Raw genomic sequence first — 22,749 nt, 5'->3', positions numbered from 1 at the left:
GGGGGCCGGGGGGCGGTGCATCCCGGTGCGGTACGGGGGAGGCGGGGCGCGGTGGGGGCGGTGCGGGAGCCGGGGCGCGGACCGGTGTGGTCCGCGCCCCGGGTCCGGGCCCGGGTCGGATACCGGGTCCGGGGTCAGACTCCGGCCCGCTCCCGCTCCTGTTCCTGGGGCCGGCTGTCTGCCTCCTGTACGGGCTCCCGCTCGGCGGCGATGCCCCGGCGGCCCGGGATCAGCAGGGCGGCGGCCGCCGCCACGGCCACCGCTGCCGCGCCGATCCACAGCGCCGGGACGGTTCCGTCCGCGAACATCTGCGGGGATCCGTAGCCGCCGCGGGCGGCGAACACCGCGCCCAGGGCGGCGATCCCGAGCGCGCCGCCGACCTCCCGCAGCGCGTTGTTCGCGCCGGATGCCATGCCCTGCTCGCCGGGGCGGACGCTGGACATCACCACGCTCGCGGCGGGCGCGAAGAAGAGGGCCATGCCGACTCCGCTGACGATCAGCGCGGGCAGTTGGGCGGGGTAGCTCACCCCGGGCTCCAGGACCAGGGCGTACAGCGCGAGCCCGAGGGCCTGGAGGGCGAGTCCTGCGGCGACGACGGGCCGGCCGCCGATCCGGTCGGAGAGCAGTCCGGCGAGGGGCGCGACGAGCAGCGGCATCGCGGTCCACGGCAGCATCCGGAGCCCGGCTTCGGTCGGCGAGTAGCCGACGACTCCCTGGAGGAACTGGCTGAGCAGGAAGATGGAGCCGAACATCCCCAGGAACATCAGTGCGGACGCCGCGTTGATCCCGGCGAAGCCGCGGTCACGGAAGAGGCGCATGGGGAGCAGGGGGCGGGCGGCGACCATTCCGTGCCGTACGAAGGCGGCGAGGAGCAGCACCCCTGCGGTCAGGGAGCCCAGGACGGATGCGCTGGTCCAGCCGTCGACATGGCCGTTGATCAGTCCGTAGACGATGCCGAAGAGGCCACCGCTGGCGAGGAGTGTGCCGGGGACGTCGAGCCGGGCATCCGGAGCGTACGACTCGGCCAGCCGCAGCCGGGCGAGGACCAGGAGCAGGACGCCGACGGGCACGTTCAGCCAGAAGATCCACTGCCAGGACAGGTGTTCGGTGAGCGCACCGCCGACGAGGGGCCCGCCGGCGACGGCGAGTCCGTTGGCGGCGCCGAAGATGCCGAGCATGGCGCCGCGCCGGGCGGCCGGGACCGCGACGGTCAGCAGGGTCATGGTGAGGGGCATCATGATCGCCCCGCCGACGCCCTGGAGGGCCCGGGCGGCGATCAGTCCGTCTATTCCGGGGGCCAGCGCGGCGGCGGCCGAAGCGGCGGTGAAGATGCCGAGGCCGACCATGAAGAGCCGGCGGCGGCCGAAGCGGTCGCCTAGTGCGGCGCCGAAGAGCAGCAGGACGGCGAAGGTGAGGGTGTAGGCACTCACCGTCCATTCCAGCTCGGCGAGTCCCCCGCCGAGGTCGGAGCGGATGGCGGGCAGGGCCGTGGTGACGACGAGGTTGTCCAGCGAGGCCATGAATCCGGCGACGCAGGTGATGAGCAGGGTCCAGCCCACGCCGCCGCGGCGGGCGTCCGCCGTCGTTTCCGGGTGGTTGTCCCGCTTCCGCGGTTTCCGGTGTGCCGTGTGCTCCATGTCTCCCCCAGTTTTCTTCGAAGGACAAATTATTTAGTAATGGATCACTAACTTTTTCCGGTGTGCGGCGACCCGGGACATGCGTACCGGGATGCCGCACGGGCGGAGCCGTACAGGGCCGTACAAAGCCGCGCGGGGCCGCGCGGGGAAGGCCCGGGCGCTTTCGGCGCCGTTACTCCGCGGCGGAGCCGGGCGTCATATCGAAGCAGCTCTGCCAGACGCGGTGGTCGTCGGGGAAGCCCAGGGACACCAGGGTGTTGATCAGCATCCCGTAGCTCATGAAACGGCCGACGCGCTCTCGGTCGCCGCCCAGGGCGCTGCTCGCCAGATCCCAGATCTCCAGCCAGTTCCGCCGTACCGTCTCGCCGAACTCGGCGTCCCCCGCAGCCTCGGCGGTGGCCACCGCCACATAGACCTGCATCTGCATCAGCAGCTTCTCGCGGTCCCCGATCAGCTGGAAGTACGCGGTGGCCATCACGGTCTCGGGGTCTCCGTCGGGCGACTTCTCCAGGGCGCCGGCGAAGACCGCGACCATGTCTTCCATACAGCGGCGGGTCGCGGCGAGGAACAGCTCCCGCTTGTTCTTGTACAGCCGGAAGAGATACGGCTGGGAGACCCCGACGCGCCGGGCGATCGCCTCGGTCGACGTGCCGTTGTACCCGCCGACGGCGAACTCCGAGATCGCCGCCCGGACGACACTCTCGCGCCGTTCCTCCGCGCTCATCCTGACCATGAGAGTAAGTTAGTAACCAATTACTAACTCGTCAACCCTCGGGTGCCGACCCGTGTCCCGAGGGGACGGGGGCGCATCGGCACCACATGCGGAAGGGGCGCCCCCTCGGGGAGGGCGCCCCTTGTGCATGCCGTGCCGTCTCCGCCCCGTTCGGGGCGGGCGAGGGCTCAGGCCAGCCTGACCACCGCGCGGGCCATGCCCAGCACCTTGTTCCCGTCGCTGACCGCGGTGAGATCCACCCGGACGGTGTTCTCCTCCAGCAGGGCCGCGACCTTCCCGCTCACCTCGACGAGCGCACCCTTCTCGTCGTTGGGCACGACGACCGGCTTGGTGAACCGGACCGAGTAGTCCACAACGGCCCCGGGGTCACCGACCCAGTCCGTGACCACCCGGATCGCCTCGGCCATGGTGAACATGCCATGGGCGATCACGTTCGGCAGCCCGACCTCGCGGGCGAACTCCTCGTTCCAGTGGATCGGGTTGAAGTCGCCGGACGCGCCCGCGTACCGGACGAGCACCGCCCGGTCCACCGGGAACGACCCGGCCGGCAGTTCGGTCCCGACCTCGACGTCCGCAAAGGAGATCTTCGCCGCCATCACGCCTCCTCGGCGCCGCGCGCCACCAGCTTGGTCCACGCGGTCACCACGTGCTCACCGGACTCGTCGTGCACCTCGCCCCGGATGTCGAGCACGTCGTTGCCCGCCATGGACTTGATGCTCTCGATGGTGGAGACCACGGAGAGCCGGTCCCCGGCCCGTACCGGCCTGGTGTACGCGAAGCGCTGCGCGCCGTGCACCACGCGGCTGTAGTCGAGACCGAGCTGCGGATCGCGCAGCACCTCGCCCGCGGCCCGGTAGGTGATCGCGAAGGCGAAGGTCGGCGGGGCGATCACATCGTCGTGGCCGAGAGCCTTCGCGGCCTCCGGGTCCGTGTACGCGGGATTGGCGTCCCCGACCGCGTCCGCGAATTCGCGGATCTTTTCCCGGCCGACCTCATAGGGCGGGGTGGGCGGATAACTCCGCCCCACGAAGGACTGGTCGAGCGCCATCGGCTGGCTCTCCCTCCTGAAATGGTCTGCCGCGAATGATCGTGTAGCCGTCGGCCACGGCAGTCGGCCGCCGGTGGTCCCATGATCGCGTGCCGTGATCCGTGCCGTACCGGCAACGTGGCGTTCCCCACACACCGCTCTGTTTCGGGGTACACGCGTCGGCGGCGGCACTTCTCCGGCCCGTACTTCTCCGGTCCATGCCGCTCCGGCACGTACTGCTCCGGCACATGATTCTCCGGCCCGCAGCTCCGGCACGCAGCTCCGGCACGCGATGATCAAACGACGCGAGGCCGCCCCCGGTACGGGGACGGCCTCGTGTACGAGCCTGGTTCAGCGCGTTTCGCGGTGCGCAGTGTGCGCCTTGCAGCGCGGGCAGTGCTTCTTCATCTCCAGACGGTCCGGGTTGTTACGCCGGTTCTTCTTGGTGATGTAGTTCCGCTCCTTGCACTCCACGCAGGCCAGCGTGATCTTCGGGCGGACGTCGGTGGCAGCCACGTGAGTGCTCCTTGGACGGACGGGAAATTATGACGAACGCATGAAAGGGTAGCCGATCGAAGGACCGACCCCGCAATCGGCTACCGTGTGTAGCGGTGACCGGACTTGAACCGGTGACACAGCGATTATGAGCCGCTTGCTCTACCGACTGAGCTACACCGCTGCGATACCGGATTTCCCCACCCCCGAAGGGGCGGGGATCTCCGACATCAGAGCCCCAATACGGAATCGAACCGTAGACCTTCTCCTTACCATGGAGACGCTCTACCGACTGAGCTATTGGGGCGAGCGATGAAGACATTACACGGTCGGTCGCCGTTCGCCCAAATCCGTTTCGCCACCCCGGCGCCGCGTCGATCACCGATCATGCGCCGACCGCCGGCGCGAGCTCGCCACGGGGATCCGCCGGAGCGTGTCTGTCCTGCCGTCGCCCGCCCACGGCGGGCTCCGCACCGATAGGACGGCCGGCCGAGCACGCCGGACCCGGTCCGCGCCGACAGTGCTTTCCGGGGCCCCGCAGGCCGCCGCGCAGCCACTCCGGCCCCGCGTGTCGCGCCATCCGTCCCGTACGCCACACGTGGCCACGCCGGTACGACTATTCCGCTCCTCCTCGAAGCGGGCCCCCGCCGCCCCTAGGCTCGAACCGCACTGCGTGCTCTTCCCCCCTCCCCCTTGCCCAGCCCGCTCAGCCCGTCCCGCTTTGTCAGCTCATGCGGTCGGCCCGATCCGCAGGCGATCCATAAGAGATCCCCGGCGCCCGACTTCACCTGCACTGCACAGGAGCGCCATGCCCGACAGCCAGCCACGGCCTCCCGACGGCGCGACCGCCGACTCCTCCGCGCTGCTGCTCTGCGGCGCCAGGCTGACGGACGGCCGCACGGTCGACGTCCGGCTCAGCGGCGGGCGGATCGAGGCGGTCGGCACGGCGGGCAGCCTCTCCCCGCACTGCGCCCGGGTCGACCTCGGCGGCTATCTGCTGCTGCCCGCGCCCGCCGAGCCCCACGGCCACGGCGACACCGCGCTGACCGCCGATTCGCCCGGCCCCGTGTCGTACGAACCCGACGACGTCCAGCGACGGGCCACCGAGGCCGCGCTGCTCCAGCTCGGCCACGGGGCGACGGCGCTGCGCTCCCACGTCCGGATCGGGGACGTGCAGGGGCTCGGACCGCTGGAGGCCGTGCTCCAGGCGCGCCGTTCGCTGCGCGGGCTGACCGATCTGACGGCGGTGGCCGTACCCCGGCTGCTGACCGGGCTTGCGGGCGCGGACGGGCTGGTGATGCTCCGGGACGCGCTCAAGATGGGCGCCGCGGTGGTGGGCGGCTGCCCGGACGCCGACCCGGACCCGGCGGGCTATGTGGAGGCGCTGCTGGAGGTCGCCGCCGAACACGGCTGTCCGGTCGATCTGCACACCCGCGGCGACGATCCGGCCCGGCTGGCGCGGCTGGCGGCGATGGCGGGCGGGGTACGGCCCGGAGTGACGATCGGCCCCTGCGCCGGGCTCGCCCTGCTGCCGCACGAGGTCGCCGCCCGGGCCGCCGACCAGCTGGCCGCGGCCGGGATCACCGTGGTCTGTCTGCCGCAGGGCGGCTGCGGGGCGATGGAGCAGCGGGGCAGCGCGCCCGTGCGGCTGCTGCGGGCTGCCGGAGTGCGGGTGGCCGCGGGCAGCGGGGCGCTGCGGGACGTGTCGAACCCGGTGGGGCGGGGCGATCCGCTGGAGGCCGCCTATCTGCTGGCGTCCCGGGACGGGCTGCGGGCGGAGGACGCGTACGCGACGGTGGCCGCGGCCGCGCGGGAGGCGATGGGCCTGCCGGAGGTACGGGTGGAGGCGGGGTTCCCGGCGGAGCTGCTGGCGGTGCGCGGGGAGCGGATCGCGGGCGTGCTGTCGCTGGCGTACAGCAGGATCGTGATCCACCGGGGCCGGGTGGTGGCCCGTACCAGCGCTGTCCGCGAGTACTGCGACTCGGCGGTCGCGGTCGCCCTGGAACTGCCGCGCCAGGGCCGCCCGTAGCCCGCGGGGACGGCTGATCGGGTACGGGGCGGTCGGGGGCCGGTCCGAGACGGTGCGCGGGCTGCGGGCGGGGTGGGGTCGGGGCCGCTGTGGTGTCACACGGGCCGGTGACGGAATGGGCGCGACCGGGCGGGGCGGGAGCTTCCGGCGTACGGTCGTGGCATGCGCATTGTGATCGCTGGAGGACACGGTCAGATCGCCCTGCGGCTGGAGCGGCTGCTCTCGGCGGGCGGACACGAGGTGGTGGGCGTCATCCGCTCACCGGAACAGGCCGCTGCACTACGGGACGCCGGTGCCGAACCCGTCGTCCTGGACCTGGAATCGGCCGGGGTCGACGAGGTCGCCGAGGTGCTGCGGGGCGCCGATGCCGCGGTGTTCGCGGCGGGCGCCGGGCCGGGCAGCGGAATCCCCCGCAAGGACACCGTCGACCGCGGTGCCGCCGTGCTCTTCGCGGACGCGGCCGAGCGGGCCGGGGTACGCCGCTATGTGGTGGTCTCGTCCATGGGGGCCGATGCCCGGCACGAGGGCGACGGCCAGTTCGACGCCTATCTGCGGGCGAAGGGGGCGGCCGACGACGACATCCGGGCCAGGTCCGGTCTCGACTGGACGATCCTGCGCCCCGGGGCTCTGACCGACGACGCCGGGACCGGCCTGGTCCGGCTGGCGGCATCGACGGGGCGGGGCCCGGTGCCGCGGGACGATGTGGCGGCGGTCCTCTCCGAACTGCTCGACACCCCGGCGACGGCCGGGCTGACCCTGGAGCTGATCAGCGGCTCGGTGCCGGTCTCCGTAGCCGTACGCGATATCGCCGGCAACTGAACCCCGCGCGGTTCCGTCCTGGTCCCGTCCTGGTCCCGTCCTGGTTCCGTCCTGTCCACGGCCGCGGGCGATGAGTCCGCGGCCTCCGGAAGGTCCACCCCTCATGAACTCCGACAGCAGCACCGCCGCCCCCGGGTTCCGGCCCGAAATCGTCGACCGTCCGGAGCAGTTCTACGTCTGCATCCGGGGATCGGTCCGTATGGATCACTTCGCGGTGATCGCAGACCGCCTCGGAGAGCTGATCGGCTGGGCTGCCGCGCAGGGGGCGGAGTTCGCGGGCGCGCCCTTCTTCCGCTTCCGTACGGTCGACATGGCCGGTGAGTCCGATGTCGAGGCCGGGATCCCCCTGACGGCACCGGTGAACCCCGAAGGGGACATCCGGGCGGGATACCTCCCGGCCGGGCGGTACGCCACCGTCGTCCGCACCGGACACCCGGACGGCCTCTTCGACACCATCACGGCCCTGCGCACCTGGGCCGACCACGAGGGCCTGACCTGGGACATGACCCCGCTGGCCGACGGTGCGGAGCGCTGGGGCTGCCGTCTGGAGTCCTATCTCACCGACCCCCGGGTGGAACCGGATATGAACAAGTGGCAGATCCAACTCGCCTTCCGCCTCGCCGACTGACCCCGGCACCCGGCCCGATCTCTTGGCCTCCGGCACGGGTCGGGGTCGGGGGCGAGGTCCGGCGTCCGGCGTCCGGCGTCCGGCGTCCGGGAGAACGCGAAGGACCCCCGTCCAGTCACTGGACGGGGGTCCTTCTTCACGTGGCGGCGCCAGGATTCGAACCTGGGTAGGCTAAGCCGACGGATTTACAGACCTCTGGCGCCTGCACTCGCAAGGCTCCCTTGAGCAGGCACTTTCCCGGGCACCCGGTGCTCCGGTTCCTGCTCCGTCCACACGTCGTCCTGATCATGCTCTCGGTCGCGCTCTGGACCGCAGGCTTCACGAGAGGGAGAAATGTCCGTTCTTGGCAAAGTGGGTAAAATCCAGGGTCGCGCCAACTAACGTCCCTGGTCAGCTCCTGTGGTCCCCGCGCCTGCGGGGTTGGTCCCATCGTTGGCGAGTACGTGTTCGACCTCGTGGGGTGGTCCCCGCGCCTGCGGGGTTGGTCCCCGGCACCCCCCTGCGGGAGGTTGCTCTATGTGGTGGTCCCCGCGCCTGCGGGGTTGGTCCCCGTCACCATGTCCGTAGGAGACCACGGCGCCGGTGGTCCCCGCGCCTGCGGGGTTGGTCCCGCTATGCGCCTGTACCCGCGGTTCTTGATGAGGTGGTCCCCGCGCCCGCGGGGTTGGTCCCGGCACCACGGAGATGCAGGGGATCCTCACGACGTGGTCCCCGCGTACGCGGGGTTGATCCCGAGATCGCCGGACGGTACGGGCCGGAGAGTCTGTGGTCCCCGCGCACGCGGGGTTGGCCCGCACGCTTGCTCCCAGCACCAAGTCACCCAGGGACGATCCGGCTCGTGAAACCATCACCACGCAGCCGCTCGTACGCCTGCATCACGATGTCAGGCACTTCCTGCCTGATCATGAACCCCTGATCGGGGTAGATCAGCAACCTCTGAAGGGCTCCCACGAGCATGTCGATAACCAGGCGCTCATCCCCGATGGAGGCAAGGTAGTCCTCGAAGACCATCGGCGCGGACGCGCTGACGACGTCCACCTCGGGCCAGAGCTGGCGCGCCGTGGCATACGCGCGCCGCTCTTCGTACGGCTTGCTGACCAGCAGCACGGATGACACGTCAACACCGTTGTCTTCCAGCAAAGCCTTTGAGAATCGGATGTTCTCTCCAGAGTTGCGCGCCCGTGGTTCGACCAGCACGGAGGAGTCGGGCACACCAAGCTCAAGAGCGCGGTCTCGGTAGTGGACAGCTTCGCCCCGCGGCATACGCGCCGCCGTGGTGGGGCTGGTTGCTCCCGTGAAGACGAGCAGCGGCGCCATGCCTCGCTCGTACAGACGCACAGCCTCATCGGCCACACCGAGGTCATGGCTTCCCAAGCCGATGGCAACCGAGCAGGGGCGGAGCACGTGGCCCATCTGGTGGTAGTCCCAGATGAGAAGTGCGTCCTCCCTCGCCCGAGCAGAGATCACTGCACCAACCCGTGCGAGGCAAGGCTCAGCGCCTCAGCAGCCTCTGCCTCCGGAAGTCGCTCGGCCCATGCCATGAAGGCGGCTCGCACCTCAGGGCCGGCCACCCCGATCGCCGCCCCCAACTGCCCCCAGGTCGCTCCCCGCCTCAGCCCCTCCCGCACCAGTTGCTGTTCCTGTTCGTCAAGGATCCGGCGCACCGCCGTGCCGAGCGCCAAGGCAGCGAAGACGTCCGCCGTGGCGCTGGGCGCCTCGGCGAGACGCTCGGTGTGCCGCTCGCGCCGCTCCAGTAGCAGCCACGGGTCTACGGAAGGAACATCAGCCGGAGTCGCGATGTCCGCTGTGTCGATGAGCTGGGGCTTTCCCTCACTTGGCACGGGGGCTTCCTTCCTCGGGTTCTTGGGCAGCGGAGTCAGGCACCTTGAAGTCGTACGCCCACGCGAACCGCGTCGCGGCATGCACGCCGATCGCGAATTCGACCACCGTACCGTCGGCGGTGTAGGTCGTCCGGTGCAGCTCGACGACCGGCTCCCCCGGTGGCAGCAGCAACAGCGCGACCTCGTCGGGCGTGGGGACACGGGCGAACAACTCTTCCTTCATGTGGTCGATCTCGTACCCGGCGTCATACAGCACCCGAAAACCTCCACCCCGTCCCGCCGGGCCCGGGGTGGGATCTACCAACCGAGTGCCCTCAACATGCTCGGGGCGGTAGTAGCTGGTCAGGGTGTGCGTCGGCTGCTGCCCCTCCTTCACGAGCCGGGCACGCGCGTACACCTCCGCCCCGACCGGCAACCCGTGTGCGGCAGCGACTTCGGCCGGCGCCTCAACGAGGCTGATGGTCTGTGTCTGCTCGCCACGCTTGTACGCGCGCCCCGAAGCAACGCGATCTGCAATGAAAGCCACTTCGTCGCTGTCACGCCATTTGGCTTTGTCGTACCGCGCGATACCCAGCCGCTTGAGCGGCGCTTGCTGCCGTACGACAGTGCCGTGCCCCCGCGATGAGGTCACCAGACCCTCAGCTTCGAGAGCCTTGTACGCCTGGTGAACCGTGGTTTTGGAGCCCTCGCCAGCCTCGACGAGATCCCTGATGTGCGGGAGCTGATCACCCGGGGCGTACTCGCCGCTCCGAATTTCCCCGGCCAGCCTGTCCGCCAGCTCTCGCCACTTCGGCGACATCCCGGCTCCTTTCGACGCTTAAGTCAAACACAGTCCCAGGACTGTTGACAGTCCTGGGACTGTGGGCCACAGTCTCCTCATGAGGTCGCAGTCCTAGGACAGCGGCCCTGGAGGGGCCTTCTTTGGGCTGCTCCGCAATGCCCGGAGAGCAGTGAGCCGGGCCCTACACAACTCCACAGCGTGATCCACCGCAGACGGCCGTGATGATTCCGGCCGAGGCCAGTGGAGACCAGTCGGGGTGTCCCAAGGGACGACCGACTCAAAAGACCGGATCTGCCCCGAGGGCAGGCACGCCGCGCGAAGAGACCCGAGTTGCGATTCCTCGGGCGAGCGGGATGAGGCGCAGATCCAGAAACGCGTACGACGGGCCACGACCTCCCGCAAAAGGTCGGCGGCGCGGCTCAAGGTCCGCGTGGCAGTCCTGAGCTGCACGTCGTCACCATCACGCGGTTCACACCGATCGGGATGGTCGTCGGCGTGGGGCGGCAGGAAGCCCCACGAAGTGCGCCGTCCAGGTTGCCCCCCGGACGGCGCTTACAGGCACCTTGGAGGAGGTCACCTGTGGTGTGCAGTTTGGCAGATGTGCGGGCGGATCATCCGGGGGATTCGGAGAGTCCGCGTCCTCACCCGGATGTCCCGCCTTTGCCCCGCCGGATCCCCGGAGGGTCGCTGTGACGTGCTGCGGCCGGCCGATGGTCCGGGATGGTTCGCAGCTGATGTGCCGCAAGTGCGGCGCCTGGGCGCAGCCGGGCGTGGTCCGGTGAGTACGCGGGAGGCGGCCGGGGCCGCGCCGCCGGTGAGCTGACCGATTGCTGTACCGCCCTGATGGTCGCAGGCCGGGTTCGACTCCTGGCCGGGGCACTCCATCCGTCCCATTTTCCGAACGGCGTGCGCCCCCGGAGCGGCAACTCCGGGGGCGCTGGGTTTGGGCCGTTCCACCAGACAAGGAGAGCAACGACCCATGGGTATTGTCCCTGAGCTGACGCTCGCAGAAGCGGCGATCGCTTTCGCTCCGTGGCTGGAGCCGACGGCGGCCGAGTTGGACGCGATCGACGCGGAGATGCCGCTCATCCTCGCCGAGGTGGATGAGCTGGATGCCCGGATCGCGGTGCTGGACCGGACGACGACCGAGTTGGACGAGCAGCGTGTCCGTCGCGAGCGGCGCCGTGTGCTGGTCGTGCGCCGGAATCTGGCGAACCGCACCAACGCGGCCCGCATCTTGGGGGGTGCGGCGTGAGCACGCTTCCCCTGACGGATCTGTCCGTCCCGTTGAGGGCGCTGCGGCTGATCGGCAGCGAGTTCGCGTATCTGCCTGCGCCGAGTGTGAGTGTGACGCCGGTCTACCCGGATCGGCTGGAGCTGTTGTTCCACGGGGACGGCTTCGCCGCATTCGAGGTCTGGCGCGAGGTGTTGAAGCTCCCCGCCGAGGGCGTTGTTCACCGCGTTCAGAGCAGCGGGAGCATCGGGGTGCTGATTGTTCACGGAGCGTTCGCCGGTGCCGAGATTCGTCTGGTCGGCTTCGCGCCGGTCCTGTATCCGGAGCCGGTCGGCCTGGGGGCGGGGGCCCCGGCGTGAACGGTGTTCAGATCCGTTCAGCGGAGCGGGCTCTCAACGTCGGGACGTGGCTGATCGTGTGCGGGGCGATGCTGTATTCGGTCCTCACGGTGACTCCGCTGATGGCTGCCCACACTCCCCGGGAGTGGCGTTGGACGGCGCCGATCCTGCCGCTGGTGGTGGATGCGGCGGTGGTAATCGTGATCCGTCTGGACTCCGTTCTGGCCCGGCTCGGTGGTGAGAGCGGGCGGTGGCCGGTAGTGCTGCGGTGGATGACCGGCTGCATGACCCTGGCCCTGAATACGGCGGACTCCGCGCTGAAGAAAGACCTGGTCGGAGTCGCCGTTCACGCGGTCGCGCCCCTCCTCCTCATCGTCACCGCTGAGACCGGACTCGCCTACCGGCGCGCCATCACCGCCGCTGTGGCGCGGCTGGAGGCCGAGGAACGTACCGAGCGCGAAGCGCGGGAGCGGGCCGCTGCCGAGCGGCGGGAAGCGGCGGACCGGCGGGCCCGGGAGGAGCGCGAGCACACGGCCGCTCTGGCGCGTGAACAGCGTGAACACGAGGCCCGCCTCGCCCGTGAGCAGACCGAACGGGAGGACGCCGCCCGCCGTACCGAACATGCTGAGCGAGAGGCCAGACAGCGGCAGGAAGCGGCGGATCGTGAACGCCGTGAACACGAGCGTGAACAGCAGCAGCGCGAGCGTGAACAGCGTGAACGCGAGGCTGAACAGCGCCGTACGGCGGAGCGTCTGGCGCGCGAGCAGGCGGCCCGCCGGCAGCAGCAGGAAGCGGCCGAGCGCGAACGCCGTGAACGCACCGAGCTGCTGTCCGGCGGCCCGGTGAACGAGAAGCTCCCCGAGCCCCAGGCCCGGCGGATCGTCGCCGCCGCATGCGGCGAGGGCCTGCCCGTACGGGCCGCCGCCGAGCTGTGCGGCTGGTCCACCGGCTGGGTCACCGCCCGCTACCAGGAACAGCGCGACGCCCACTCCGGCGTCGCCCTCGAAGGAGCGTCGTCATGATCGCCCTTGTACGCACCCGTACCCTGCGCGCCCTGCGAGACGAACTGACCGCAGCGCAGAGTGAGACCACGGCCGCCCGTACAGAAAGCGAGCAGCACCAGCAGGGGCACCAGCTCGCCACCGACTCCGCGATCCGGGCAGAGACCTGCGTGGAGGAGCTGCGCACCGCGCTCGCCCAGGCCGTCACCGACTCCGCTCGCCTCACTGCGGATGTTGTCGTCTTCGACTCCGCAGGGCGCGTACTGCTGATTGAGCGCGGCTGGGCCCCTTTCGAGGGCTGCTGGGCTTTGCCCGGTGGGCATGTGGATCCGGGTGAGACCTCGCTGGAGGCGGCTGTACGGGAGCTGGCCGAGGAGACCGGGGTGCGGGTGGCCGCCGGTGACCTGACGCGGATTGATGTCTGGGACCAACCGGGCCGGGATCCGCGCGGCAGGTACGTCACGATCGCCTACCTCGCCACGGTGCCGCAGGGCACGACGGCCCAGGCCGGGGACGACGCCCGCGCTGCCCGCTGGTGGCCGCTCACTGATCTGCCGGAGTTGGCGTTCGATCACGCCGACATCATCCGCGCGGCCCGAAAGACGGAGCTGGAGGGCCGGTGACGGCCCGTGTGCTTTGACCTGTCGTTCACGAGGGCCCGGCCGCTTCCTTCCACAGTCCCGGTCGGGCCCTCTTTCTCCCTTGGGAGGGAGCCAGCATGACGGATACCACCATCGTTCCGGTAGCGGGCCCGGAGGCCCCGCCGGCCATTCCCGTATCGACTCCAGCGCCCGCACCTGCGGCGTCTGCCCCGCCGCCCGGGGTTGGGCACACGCCCGGCGGGTGGCCCGTGGTCCCGCTGGCCGTGACCGGGGCCAATGCCGGTGCCTCGCTGTTCTCCGCCGTGGCACTGGCCGGTGGGCCTGCCGCGGCCGTGGCCGCGGCTACAGGGGCGGTCGTTCTCGGTGCAGCCGCCGCTTCCCGCACCCGCCGCCAGAACGCGCGGAAGAAGACGAAAGCGGCCAGTTCCGCGCGCGGCTCCCGCACCGGCGGACCTGCCACCGAGCGGACGGGCCGATCGTCTACGGGCGGCCGGGTGCCGTCTCAGAAGAAGCCCACGGGTAGCAGCGGCAGGAAACCTTCCCCCGCCGCTAACCGGTCGATCGGGCTGCGGACTGGCCGACGCGGAGCAGGGTCTGCCTCGCGTGCGGGCACGGTCCGCACACCGGGAAAGCACCGCAGCCGGGGCGCAGGGCAGGACCGCGCAGGAGCTGTCCGAGGCCGGGCGGGGCAGGTCAGGGCGTTGCGGGAGTCGGCCCGGCGGGATGCTCCGTCGCGGTCGCAGCGTCGGGATGCGGTCACCCAGGCGCGTCGGTCGGTCGCGGATGCGCGGCGGGCCGCGCGGCAGCAGAACCGCACCGTCGCCGGGCCCGGCACGGGCCCAGGTAGGGCGTTGGCCCGGGGTGCCGGCCGACTGAGTGGGATGCGGCGGGCGGCCGTGGAGCGGGCCCGCAGGGTGCGGGACAGTGCGGCGGCGCGACAGGTCGCGGCGGGCCGCGAAGGTGTGCGGCGAGCGGCGGTGCGTCAGCGGGCGCGCCGGGCGCTGGTGCGTTCTGCGGTGCGGTTGCAGCGGCGGCGGCTGCTGGCCGGTGTGCTGGCCGCGGTTGTGGGGGTGGTCGGTTGGGTGTCCACCCCGGTGGGTCGGTGGCTGGGCTGGGAGTGGATGCAGTACCCGGGGCGGCGTCTGTACGCCGCTTTGATGCGGGGTGCTGTGGAGGAGCGGGCTGCGCGGGATGCCGGGATCCGGGCCGCGCAGGAAGAAGAGGAAGCAGTTGCTGAGGCGGCCGATGAGGAGGTCGGGGACCGGGCGGAGCGCCCGGCCGGGCCGGTCCCCGCAGCACCCACCACCACAAGCGAAGGGAACAACAGCGTGTCTGGTTTCCGGTTCGAGGAGTACGCGGCCGAGATGGAAACGGCTGCTCACAGCTACGAGCCCGAGAGCGCCATGGAGATCCTGGCCATGGTCGAAGGCCTGCCCGCCGCTCTGACGTCGGTGGCGAACGTGATGCGCATCCTCGCTGAGCGCGCCGACAGCGAGTTTCCCCTGGAGAAGGCCGTTGCCGACTCCTTCAGCGACATGTTCGGCGCGCTGATGTCCGCCGTCGCGGTCGCCGACGACATGGGACCGCAGTTCCGGCAGGCCCACGAACAGGACATCGCCCGCCACGAGGACCCCCGCAACGGGACCCAAGCCGAGAAGGGCTGGAACGTCTGACCATGACCACCACCACCGCCAAAACAAAGAAGCCGAAGGGGAAGGCTCCGGGGCCGGTGTGGGACTGGACGGCCGGGCACGGACCCGTGACCGGCGCCCTGTCCGCGACGAGCGGGTGTCTGGCCGTGGCCACGACCGGGGCCGCCACCGGCATGCCCCCCGGCTGGGCCCTCACCATCGGCACGGCCGGAGCGATCGGTCACACCATCACCAGCCTCCGTGACCGGCTATCCGCCCGCACCGTCGCCATGCGAGCCGCGTCCTGGCTGCTGGGTGCCGGGTGGACCACCTGGGCCATCACCACCGGCCCGCTCACCTGGGCCGCGCTCGGGTCGCTGGCCGCCCTCGGGGCCGGTATCGGAACCTCCGCCCGCGCCACCCTCCTGCGGGAAGAGGCCCGGGAGCTGGAAGCGATCGCGGCTGCGGAACGGCAGGTCGCCCGTGAACTGTCCGCCGAACGCCGGGCGATCGCGGCCGAGTGGGCCGACCGCATCCACCGCGTGTGCGGGATCAGCGTGCGGATCCTCGCCATCGAGCAGTGGCCCACGAACACAGGGTTCACCATCGACGCCGAACTCCCGCCGGGCGGGACAACGTACGAGCGGATCGCCCAGTACGCGCCCCAGCTCTCCGCGGACGCCCGCCTGCCCCACGGCTGCACCGCCACCGCCACCGCCGGGATCGACCAGGGCCGCGTCCTCATCGACGTCACCACAGTGAACGTCCTCGCAGGGGAGATCACCTACCCCACCGACTACAGCCCCTTGTCCCTCCACACCGGAATCCCCTGGGGCGTGCGGACCGACGGCCGCGAAGTGCTGGCCTACCTGCGCGAACAGTGCGCGCTGGTGGTCGGTCCGACCGGTTCGGGCAAGACGAACATGGCCCACACGATCCTCGCCGGGTTCGCCCGCACCACCGACGTCCTGACCTGGGTCATCGACCTCAACGCCGGGAGCGCGGGCCTGCCCTGGGTCCGCCCCGCCCTCGACGGCGGTGGGTCGGGTGGCACGGTGGTGCGCCCGGGGGTCGACTGGCTCGCCGCCGACTACGACGAAGCCATGCTCATGCTGACCGCCGCCGTGCGGATCGCCAAGCACCGCAAGACCGCCTACCAGGACCTGATGACACAGGCGAACACCGACCTGCTTCCCATCAGCGACCGCATCCCCCAGATCATGATCGTGATCGACGAGGGCGCCGAGATCCTCGCCTCCCCGGACCGCGCACTGCGCAGCCTCGCCGAGAAGATCCTCGAAGTCATCCGCATCGCCCGCGCCATGGGCATCCGCACCGTCCTGACCGCCCTCGGTGCCACCGGCAGCGTGCTCGGGAACCTCATGATCCGCCGCGAAGCCAAGGTCCGCGTCGCGCTCACCGGCGGCGAGAAAGAAGGCATGGACCTGGCCAAACAGTTCCCCGGCTCCCGCGGCCTGCGCGTCGACCAGGCCCCTTACAAGGGCGCCGGGTTCATGGCCACCCCCGAAAGCCCCGCCGCTCTCTTCAAGTCCTGGCGGATCCTGCCCAACCAGATCCGGGACATCGTCCACACCACCAGCGACCGCCACCCCACCCTCGACACCCTCTCCGCCAAGGCCGCCGGGGCCGACTACGCCCGCCGCTGGGACCACGGGCGCACCGCCTGGATCCGCGACCACACCCCCCAACCCGGCACCGCCCCTGCTCCGGCGGCCGGGCTGAACCTCACCGCCCTCCGCACCGAGCAGCAGCCCGCCCCCGAGCCGGACGACATCACCCGCCAGTTCCGCGACATCGTCGCCCAACTCGACACCCCCGCCCCCGGCCGACCGAGCACACGGCCGGACAACGGGCAAGGACTGAACCTCTCAGCACTCCGCAACAGCGGCGCCGAAGGCGGGGAGGACACATCCGCCCGGGACGCAGTCCTGGCAATCCTCCTCGCCGCCGGGCCCGAGGGAACCGGCGCCTCCGCGATCACCCGCGCCCTGCCCCCCGAGCACGGAACCACACGCCAGACCATCGTCGGCTGGCTCCGCGCCTGGGCCGAAGACGGCACCGCCGTCCGCATCGGAACCGGCACCAAAACCCGCTACGTCCACCACCGCCACACCCCCGGAACCTGACCACCTGTCGCCCCACCACCCACCCGCCCGAGAACAGCCCCAGGCGGCCGCGTGAGCCCCAAAACCGGTCCCTGACCTGCAAGGCGACAAGCGACAAGACAAGACAAGCGACAAGCCGCACGACAACCAGGCGACAAGCAACACGACAAGCAACACGACAAGCAGACCACCGGGCAGCACTCCACCCACCGGGGCACTGCCCGGACCGCTGAAAGGACCACGTTGTGCACGAACCCACCCCGTACAAGATCACCACCCTGCCCCCGCACACCATCCGACAAGGCCCGATCCAACCCCTCCCGCTTCCCCCCGGCGTCGCCCTCGTCACCCTCCCCGACGGCGCCCGCACGCTCGCCTACACCCACGCCGCGCCCCCGCAGCCGGTTCCGGTTACCGCTCCGCAGCCGATCCCGGCATGGGCCCGCACGACCGCTCTTCTCGCACCCACCCTCGGAGGCGGCATCGGCGCCGCCGGGGTCGGACTCTCCTACGCAGCCCCGGGACTCATCGCCATGACCCACGCCCTCTGGTCCGCCGCCGCCCTCCTCGTCGCAGCCACGGTCGCCGTCCCCGTCATCGCCCGAGGCACCCGCCGCACCAGCGGCGGTGGGGGAGGCACCACCACTCACATCCACCAGCAGATCACCGCCACCGGAATCTTCGGCAAAGCCAACGGCACCATCCACCACTGAGGAACCCCATGAACGACTGCGAGCGGTGCGAACCCACCGACGACACCGAGCCCTACCCCTACGACCACTGCTGCGGCTGCGGAGCCGACGGCAGCAGCGAGTTCCCCGACTGCACGTGCGCCCCGAGCGCTTCCGGAGGAGACACCGAATGACCGTGATCACCGCCACCGCGACCCGGAAGGGCACTCGCCCCCACAACGCCGACGCCGTCATGGTTCACCGGCTCTCGGGTACACCGATGGTCGCCGCCGCGCTCGTGGACGGCATCGGCAACACCGACGACGTGGTCCGCTTCTCGACCATCGCCGCCGAGGTCATCGCCCGCATCGGCGCCCGGCGCGGGCCGATGCTCGGCATCCTCGCCGCAGCCGAAATGGCCGCCGCACCCCCCACGGAGCAGGTGGACGACGGCGTAGCCGTGGCCGCTGTGACGGACGAGCGGACCGGGACGACGCTGATCGCGTGGACCGGCGACGCCCGGATCTACGGATGGACCGGCGAACACCTCGTCCAGCGGTCGACCGACCAGACCATGGGCACCTGGCTGCGGAAATGGGGCGGCACCGCCGTGACCCTTCACCGCGACGGCCGCCCGGACGAGACAGTCCCCACGGAAACGGCAGCGCTGGTACTGGACGACTACGCCCGGGCAGCGCTCGGCCGGTCTTCCATCGCGACCGTGCCCCTCTGCCAGATCACCGATGACCTGGTCGTCCTGACCTCCGACGGCGTCCACGGCCAGATGCCGCACGCCAGGCTCGAAGCGCTGGTCCGGGCCCACGAAACCGACCCGCAGGCCCTCGCCGACGTCATCGTCGCCGCCGCCCGCGCCGACGCCACGGGCTACCGCGACGACGCCACCGCAGCCGTCATCCGCATCACGACCTAACCCGCCCCCGCACACGCGCCGGGGCGACCGCCCCGTCTCGACAAAGATGTGCGGCCGCCCCGGCTCCAGCATGAGAACTGGAGCTCCAGCATGACCCATGACCGCCCGCCCCTGCTACAGGTCGCCCTCGACCTGGCCCACCGCGGGTTGCCCGTGCTCCCGCTGCGGGAGAAGCGACCGCCCGCCAACTGCCCGGAGTGCCGGGACACGGCCTGCGGGGGCCGCCCGCACATGCGGGTACCCGGTCCCTGCCGCTGCCCGCTGCCGTGCCACGCCTGGGCCGCTGCCACGACAGACCCGGACACCCTCACCTCCCCACAGTGGGCCGCGGACTGGCGCCACGCGACCTCCGTCGCCTACCACCCGGGCGGCGCCGGGCTCACCGTGGTGGACCTGGACAACCCGGCCGCCGTCACCTGGGCCCGCCGGGCCCTCCCCACCACCAGGACCGTGGTCACCACCCGCGGGGAACACTGGATCTACCGGGGCACCACGCGCTCCGCCAACGGAGTTCGCGCCGCTGTGGACATCAAGAGCCTGATGCAGTACGCCCGCTGGCGCGGCCCGGGCCATGGCACCATGACCGCCCTGCCGGACGTCGTCCGCGGCTTGGCTGTGAGGGAAGAGACCACCCCGGCGCGCGGCCCGGTCGAACTGCCGTCGCGGGCCGTCTGGGAGGCGCCTGCTGCGACCGGCTGCCGCCACACCGCCCGGTACATCCGCACCGGCCTTGAAAAGGGTCTGGCCATGGTCCGCGCCTGCACGGAAACCGGCGCCGGCAGCAAGGCGTTCGGCGTTGCCCGATTCCTGGCCGCGCAGCACTCCCGATGCCCCGGCCCCTGCGGGCTCGACGTCATCGCCGCCCAGGTCGTTGCAGCCGCTGTCTCCGTCGGCGTGCCGCACGGATACGCCCAGCGCGCCGTCAGTAACGGCCTTGCCGTACCCGGGGTGGCTGTGTGACCAGCACCGGCACCGGCGCGGGGGTGGTCTCTTCCCATCCCCCCGCCATGCCCAGCTCCGCCGAACCGGCCGCGGGCTCAGACAGCCGTAGCGCGCCGGAAGGCGTCGCCCGTCAGGGCGTCCGTTCTGCTGTTCGTCCTGACCCGTACCTGGCCCCTGAGGGCGAGGAACTGCCCGCGCCCTCGCACCCGATGGCCGTCGCTCGCCGTCTCCTGCCCGACTGGCAGACCGATGACGGGCAGCTCGTGTACCGGCGGTGGCGTGCGTCCTGGATGCGCTGGAGCGGCACCTGCTGGCGGGAGACCGACGAAGCTCAGGTGCGCAAGGCCATGTACGAGCGGCTTGAGCACGCCGTCTACCGGGTTCCCGGCAAGGACGGCGAAACCGAGGAACGCGACTGGGCTCCGACGAAGCCGAAGATCAGCAACCTGCTCGACGCTCTCGGCTCCATCACGCTACTGCCGACCGAGACCGACGCGCCTTCGTGGCTCGACGCCGCGGATGCCGACGAGCAGCGCGGCGGGCCGATCGTGGCCTGCGAGAACGGGCTGCTCAGGATCCGTGACCGTGCGCTCCTGCCGCACACACCGGGGTTCTTCAACATCGTGTCCATCCCGTTCGCCTACGACCCCACCGCCGCGGCGCCCGGCTGGGAGCGCTTCCTCTCCGAGGTCTGGCCGGACGACACCGACTCCGTCGCTGCCCTCCAGGAGTGGTTCGGCTACGTCCTCTCGGGCCGTACCGACCTTCAGAAGATCCTGCTCATGGTCGGCCCGTCCCGGTCCGGTAAGGGCACGATCGCACGGGTGCTGAAAGGGCTCGTCGGCAAGAAGAACCTTGCCGGGCCGACCCTGGCCGGCCTCGGCTCGAACTTCGGCCTGGCCACGCTGATCGGGAAGTCCCTGGCGATCATCTCCGACGCCCGTCTGTCCGGCAACGACAACAGTCAGGTAGTGGAACGGCTGTTGACGATCTCGGGCGAGGACACGATCGACGTGGATCGGAAGTACCGGGAGCAGTGGACCGGCAAGCTGCCTTCCCGGCTGATGATCCTCTCCAACGAGCTGCCGCATTTCGGTGACTCCTCGGGTGTCATCGCCAACCGGTTCGTGCTGCTCAGCACGCGTGTTTCGTGGCTGGGGAAGGAAGATCCCACCCTCACCGACCGGCTGATTGCCGAGATGCCCGGCATTCTCAACTGGGCGCTGGAAGGACTGGCGCGCCTCCAGCGAGCGGGTCGGATCACGGAACCCGCGTCCAGCCGGGACGCGGTCACCACCATGCGGGACACCGCATCCCCCACCAGCGCATTCGTCCGCGAACGCTGCACGACCGGGCCCGCGTGCAGCGTCCCCGTGGACGCCCTGTGGTCCGTCTGGCGCGACTGGGCCGAAGACAACGGCGTCCGGGCCGGAACCAAGCAGGTCTTCGGGCGGAACCTACTCTCCGTCGTCCCCCAGCTCAACCGCACCCGCCCCCGTGATGACTACGGCCGACAGGTCGCGACGTACCACGGGATCACGCTCACCCAGTCCGAACCACATTCTTCTGAGTCGTGACTCATCGCGACTCAAGCCCTGCCCCACCCGCTCTGAGTCGCGATGAGTCGCGACTCAGAGCAATGTGGCGCGAGCTTCCCGGAGGAGGGGAGTCGATGTCTGCTGCCCGAGGCCGCCGACGGCCGACCGACGAACTGGTGCCCCTGAGTGACGCTCTCATCGAGATCGGCATCACCCGGGCTACCTGGTACCGCTGGCGCAACCGGGGCTACGCCCCCGAGGTGAACCGCCTTCCGAACGGGCACCTGCGGATCCGTCGCAGTGTGCTGGACGCCTTCAAGAACGAGCTGGAGACTGCGTGACCAACTGGTCCTACACCGTCCGGATCTGGAAGATTCGCAAGCGGCCCTACCGCAAGCCGTACCAGCTCCGGTGGCAGGTCGGCACCACTCCCCACGCGGAGTCCTTCCTGACGCTCGGGCTGGCCGAGAGCCGCCGGGCGCAGTTCATCACCGCGACCCGGAACGGGGAACCGTGGGATGCGGACAGCGGCCTGCCGAAGTCCTTGGTCCAGCGGGCCAAGGACATCTCCTGGTACCAGCACGCCAGGAACTATGTGGAGATGAAGTGGCCGCACTCCCCCGCCTCCACGCGGCGGAACCTCGCCGAGGCGATGGCCACCGTGACGCTGGCCCTGGTGAAGGACAGCAAGGGCATGGCCGACCACAAGGCCGTGCGCCGGGCTCTCTACACCTGGGGCTTCAATGTGAACCGGTGGAAGGAGGAGACTCCGGACGACGTGGCCGCGCTCCTCGCGTGGGTGGAGCGGAAGTCCGTCCAGACGTCTGCCCTGTCGGACCGGGCGCTGGTGCGCCGGGCTCTGGACGCATGCGCCCGGCGGCTGGACGGGAAGACGTCGTCGGGGTCCGTCATCGCGCGGAAGCGGGCCATCTTCCACCAGTCGCTCGGTCTGGCCGTGGAGTGCGAGCTGCTGGAGGAGAACCCGATGCGGGCCGTCCGGTGGAAGGCTCCGGAGCGGGTCGACGAGGAGGTCGACCCCGAGGCCGTGCCGGACCCGCGGGAGGCCGCGGCGCTCTTGGCCGCCGTTCGGGAGCAGGGTGCCCGCGGCCGGCACCTGGCCGCGTTCTTCGGGTGCATCTACTACGCGGCGGCCCGGCCCGGTGAGCTGGTGGGGCTCCGGGTTCAGGACTGCGAGCTGCCCCGGCGGGGCTGGGGCCTGCTGCGGCTCCGGGAGAGCCGGGCCCGGTCGGGCAGCTCGTGGACGGACACGGGCGAGGCTCATGACCGGCGGGGGCTGAAGCACCGGCCGCGGGCAACGGTGCGGCGCGTGCCGATTCCCCCTGAGCTGGTCGCGATGCTCCGGTGGCACCTCACGGTGTACGGGACGCACGCGGACGGCCGGCTCTTCCGGACCGCCCGCGGTGGGATGGTTCAGGAGAGCGGGTACGGGGAGGTGTGGGCCGGTGCCCGCGGGGATGTGCTGAGTCCGGCGGAGCAGGAGACGAAGCGGGCGAAGCGTCCTTATGATCTTCGCCACGCCGCGGTCTCGACGTGGCTCAGCTCGGGTGTGGACCCGCTGATCGTCGCGCAGCGGGCCGGGCACTCGGTGGCTGTCCTCTTCCGCGTGTACGCGAAGTTCCTCAAGGGCGGGGACGATGCGGCGAACGCGAAGATCTCTGCGCGCCTGAACCAGGGGACCGTCCAAAGTCGCAGGTGAGACCCTCGATTCCCGTCCACGCTCCGTC

24 protein-coding genes, 2 tRNA genes and 1 CRISPR repeat array are annotated in these 22,749 nt (G+C 70.9%); of the genes, 16 read left to right on the top strand and 10 right to left on the bottom strand.

What is annotated here, in order from left to right:
* Nucleotides 1-134: 134 nt before the first annotated feature.
* From B7R87_RS19875 to B7R87_RS19845, 7 genes are all read right to left on the bottom strand, one after another.
* A complete protein-coding gene (locus B7R87_RS19875) occupies nt 135-1,637 on the bottom strand; it encodes an MFS transporter (protein WP_006347271.1) in 1,503 nt (500 codons plus the stop codon).
* A gap of 172 nt (nt 1,638-1,809) precedes the next feature.
* A complete protein-coding gene (locus tag B7R87_RS19870) occupies nt 1,810-2,370 on the bottom strand; it encodes a TetR/AcrR family transcriptional regulator (RefSeq protein WP_006347272.1) in 561 nt (186 codons plus the stop codon).
* A 167-nt stretch (nt 2,371-2,537) separates the two neighbouring features.
* The gene (locus B7R87_RS19865; RefSeq protein WP_006347273.1) at nt 2,538-2,966 is read right to left on the bottom strand and encodes a MaoC family dehydratase; all 429 of its coding nucleotides are present in this window, start codon (nt 2,964-2,966) and stop codon (nt 2,538-2,540) included.
* Nucleotides 2,966-3,418, bottom strand: a complete 453-nt coding sequence (locus tag B7R87_RS19860; RefSeq protein ID WP_006347274.1) for a MaoC family dehydratase N-terminal domain-containing protein — start codon at nt 3,416-3,418, stop codon at nt 2,966-2,968. Before B7R87_RS19860 ends, B7R87_RS19865 begins: the two co-directional genes overlap by 1 nt.
* A 330-nt stretch (nt 3,419-3,748) precedes the next feature.
* Nucleotides 3,749-3,913 (bottom strand): 50S ribosomal protein L33, encoded by a 165-nt coding sequence (rpmG, locus tag B7R87_RS19855; RefSeq protein ID WP_006347275.1) that lies wholly within the window; start codon nt 3,911-3,913, stop codon nt 3,749-3,751.
* A gap of 90 nt (nt 3,914-4,003) precedes the next feature.
* Nucleotides 4,004-4,076 (bottom strand) — tRNA-Met (locus B7R87_RS19850).
* A 50-nt stretch (nt 4,077-4,126) separates the two neighbouring features.
* Nucleotides 4,127-4,199: transfer RNA gene (locus B7R87_RS19845), tRNA-Thr, on the bottom strand.
* Nucleotides 4,200-4,700: 501 nt separating this feature from the next.
* On the opposite strand from B7R87_RS19845, the gene B7R87_RS19840 reads away from it, so the two are divergent.
* The 3 genes from B7R87_RS19840 to B7R87_RS19830 all read left to right on the top strand — a co-directional run bounded on the left by B7R87_RS19840 (nt 4,701) and on the right by B7R87_RS19830 (nt 7,368).
* The gene (locus B7R87_RS19840) at nt 4,701-5,921 is read left to right on the top strand and encodes an amidohydrolase family protein (RefSeq protein WP_130584908.1); all 1,221 of its coding nucleotides are present in this window, start codon (nt 4,701-4,703) and stop codon (nt 5,919-5,921) included.
* 162 nt (nt 5,922-6,083) lie between these two features.
* The gene (locus B7R87_RS19835; RefSeq protein ID WP_006347278.1) at nt 6,084-6,740 is read left to right on the top strand and encodes an SDR family oxidoreductase; all 657 of its coding nucleotides are present in this window, start codon (nt 6,084-6,086) and stop codon (nt 6,738-6,740) included.
* Between the two features lie 103 nt (nt 6,741-6,843).
* On the top strand, nt 6,844-7,368 hold the full coding sequence (locus tag B7R87_RS19830) for a GyrI-like domain-containing protein (RefSeq protein ID WP_006347279.1): 525 nt from the start codon (nt 6,844-6,846) through the stop codon (nt 7,366-7,368).
* A 399-nt stretch (nt 7,369-7,767) separates the two neighbouring features.
* Nucleotides 7,768-8,162: direct repeats of the CRISPR family, unit length 29 nt; unit sequence GTGGTCCCCGCGCCTGCGGGGTTGGTCCC.
* A gap of 22 nt (nt 8,163-8,184) precedes the next feature.
* Here B7R87_RS19830 and B7R87_RS19825 read toward each other — a convergent pair.
* From B7R87_RS19825 to B7R87_RS19815, 3 genes are read right to left on the bottom strand one after another with little or no spacing between them, the layout of a single operon-like run.
* Nucleotides 8,185-8,835, bottom strand: a complete 651-nt coding sequence (locus tag B7R87_RS19825) for a YdcF family protein (protein ID WP_006347280.1) — start codon at nt 8,833-8,835, stop codon at nt 8,185-8,187.
* Nucleotides 8,832-9,209 carry a hypothetical protein gene (locus B7R87_RS19820; protein ID WP_006347281.1) on the bottom strand — a complete coding sequence of 126 codons (378 nt, stop codon included), beginning with the start codon at nt 9,207-9,209 and terminating at the stop codon, nt 8,832-8,834. Before B7R87_RS19820 ends, B7R87_RS19825 begins: the two co-directional genes overlap by 4 nt.
* Nucleotides 9,199-10,008: a GntR family transcriptional regulator gene (locus B7R87_RS19815; RefSeq protein ID WP_006347282.1), complete on the bottom strand. Its 810-nt coding sequence runs from the start codon at nt 10,006-10,008 to the stop codon at nt 9,199-9,201. The genes B7R87_RS19820 and B7R87_RS19815 overlap by 11 nt, the downstream gene beginning before the upstream one ends.
* Nucleotides 10,009-10,969: 961 nt before the next feature.
* Between B7R87_RS19815 and B7R87_RS19810 the strand changes: the two genes are divergently transcribed.
* The 13 genes from B7R87_RS19810 to B7R87_RS19750 all read left to right on the top strand — a co-directional run bounded on the left by B7R87_RS19810 (nt 10,970) and on the right by B7R87_RS19750 (nt 22,721).
* Entirely contained in the window at nt 10,970-11,245 is a 276-nt protein-coding gene (locus B7R87_RS19810; protein ID WP_006347283.1) for a DUF6284 family protein, read from the top strand.
* On the top strand, nt 11,242-11,583 hold the full coding sequence (locus B7R87_RS19805; protein WP_006347284.1) for a hypothetical protein: 342 nt from the start codon (nt 11,242-11,244) through the stop codon (nt 11,581-11,583). Before B7R87_RS19810 ends, B7R87_RS19805 begins: the two co-directional genes overlap by 4 nt.
* The gene (locus tag B7R87_RS19800) at nt 11,580-12,584 is read left to right on the top strand and encodes a hypothetical protein (RefSeq protein ID WP_006347285.1); all 1,005 of its coding nucleotides are present in this window, start codon (nt 11,580-11,582) and stop codon (nt 12,582-12,584) included. Before B7R87_RS19805 ends, B7R87_RS19800 begins: the two co-directional genes overlap by 4 nt.
* Before the next feature lie 158 nt (nt 12,585-12,742).
* Complete coding sequence (locus B7R87_RS33690; protein WP_040914902.1) at nt 12,743-13,186, top strand: NUDIX domain-containing protein; 444 nt, start codon at nt 12,743-12,745, stop codon at nt 13,184-13,186.
* A gap of 956 nt (nt 13,187-14,142) precedes the next feature.
* On the top strand, nt 14,143-14,838 hold the full coding sequence (locus B7R87_RS33685; protein WP_233168884.1) for a hypothetical protein: 696 nt from the start codon (nt 14,143-14,145) through the stop codon (nt 14,836-14,838).
* Nucleotides 14,839-14,840: 2 nt separating this feature from the next.
* Nucleotides 14,841-16,943 (top strand): hypothetical protein, encoded by a 2,103-nt coding sequence (locus B7R87_RS19785; protein ID WP_006347288.1) that lies wholly within the window; start codon nt 14,841-14,843, stop codon nt 16,941-16,943.
* Between the two features lie 224 nt (nt 16,944-17,167).
* Nucleotides 17,168-17,635, top strand: coding sequence for a hypothetical protein (locus tag B7R87_RS19780; RefSeq protein ID WP_006347289.1), 468 nt, complete (start codon nt 17,168-17,170; stop codon nt 17,633-17,635).
* Nucleotides 17,636-17,643: 8 nt separating this feature from the next.
* Entirely contained in the window at nt 17,644-17,787 is a 144-nt protein-coding gene (locus B7R87_RS19775) for a hypothetical protein (RefSeq protein WP_157997792.1), read from the top strand.
* The gene (locus B7R87_RS19770) at nt 17,784-18,524 is read left to right on the top strand and encodes a PP2C family protein-serine/threonine phosphatase (RefSeq protein ID WP_006347290.1); all 741 of its coding nucleotides are present in this window, start codon (nt 17,784-17,786) and stop codon (nt 18,522-18,524) included. Before B7R87_RS19775 ends, B7R87_RS19770 begins: the two co-directional genes overlap by 4 nt.
* Before the next feature lie 90 nt (nt 18,525-18,614).
* A complete protein-coding gene (locus tag B7R87_RS19765; RefSeq protein WP_040914898.1) occupies nt 18,615-19,484 on the top strand; it encodes a bifunctional DNA primase/polymerase in 870 nt (289 codons plus the stop codon).
* Nucleotides 19,485-19,531: 47 nt separating this feature from the next.
* Nucleotides 19,532-21,043, top strand: a complete 1,512-nt coding sequence (locus tag B7R87_RS19760) for a DNA primase family protein (RefSeq protein ID WP_233168883.1) — start codon at nt 19,532-19,534, stop codon at nt 21,041-21,043.
* 95 nt (nt 21,044-21,138) lie between these two features.
* Complete coding sequence (locus B7R87_RS19755) at nt 21,139-21,345, top strand: helix-turn-helix transcriptional regulator (protein ID WP_040914899.1); 207 nt, start codon at nt 21,139-21,141, stop codon at nt 21,343-21,345.
* Nucleotides 21,342-22,721 (top strand): tyrosine-type recombinase/integrase, encoded by a 1,380-nt coding sequence (locus B7R87_RS19750; RefSeq protein WP_006347294.1) that lies wholly within the window; start codon nt 21,342-21,344, stop codon nt 22,719-22,721. The genes B7R87_RS19755 and B7R87_RS19750 overlap by 4 nt, the downstream gene beginning before the upstream one ends.
* The last annotated feature ends 28 nt before the right edge of the window (nt 22,722-22,749 follow it).

This window comes from Streptomyces tsukubensis (genome assembly GCF_003932715.1).
Lineage (GTDB): Bacteria > Actinomycetota > Actinomycetes > Streptomycetales > Streptomycetaceae > Streptomyces > Streptomyces tsukubensis.
The sequence above is the reverse complement of the archived record's forward strand: the minus strand, read 5'-3'. Positions and strand labels throughout refer to the sequence as shown.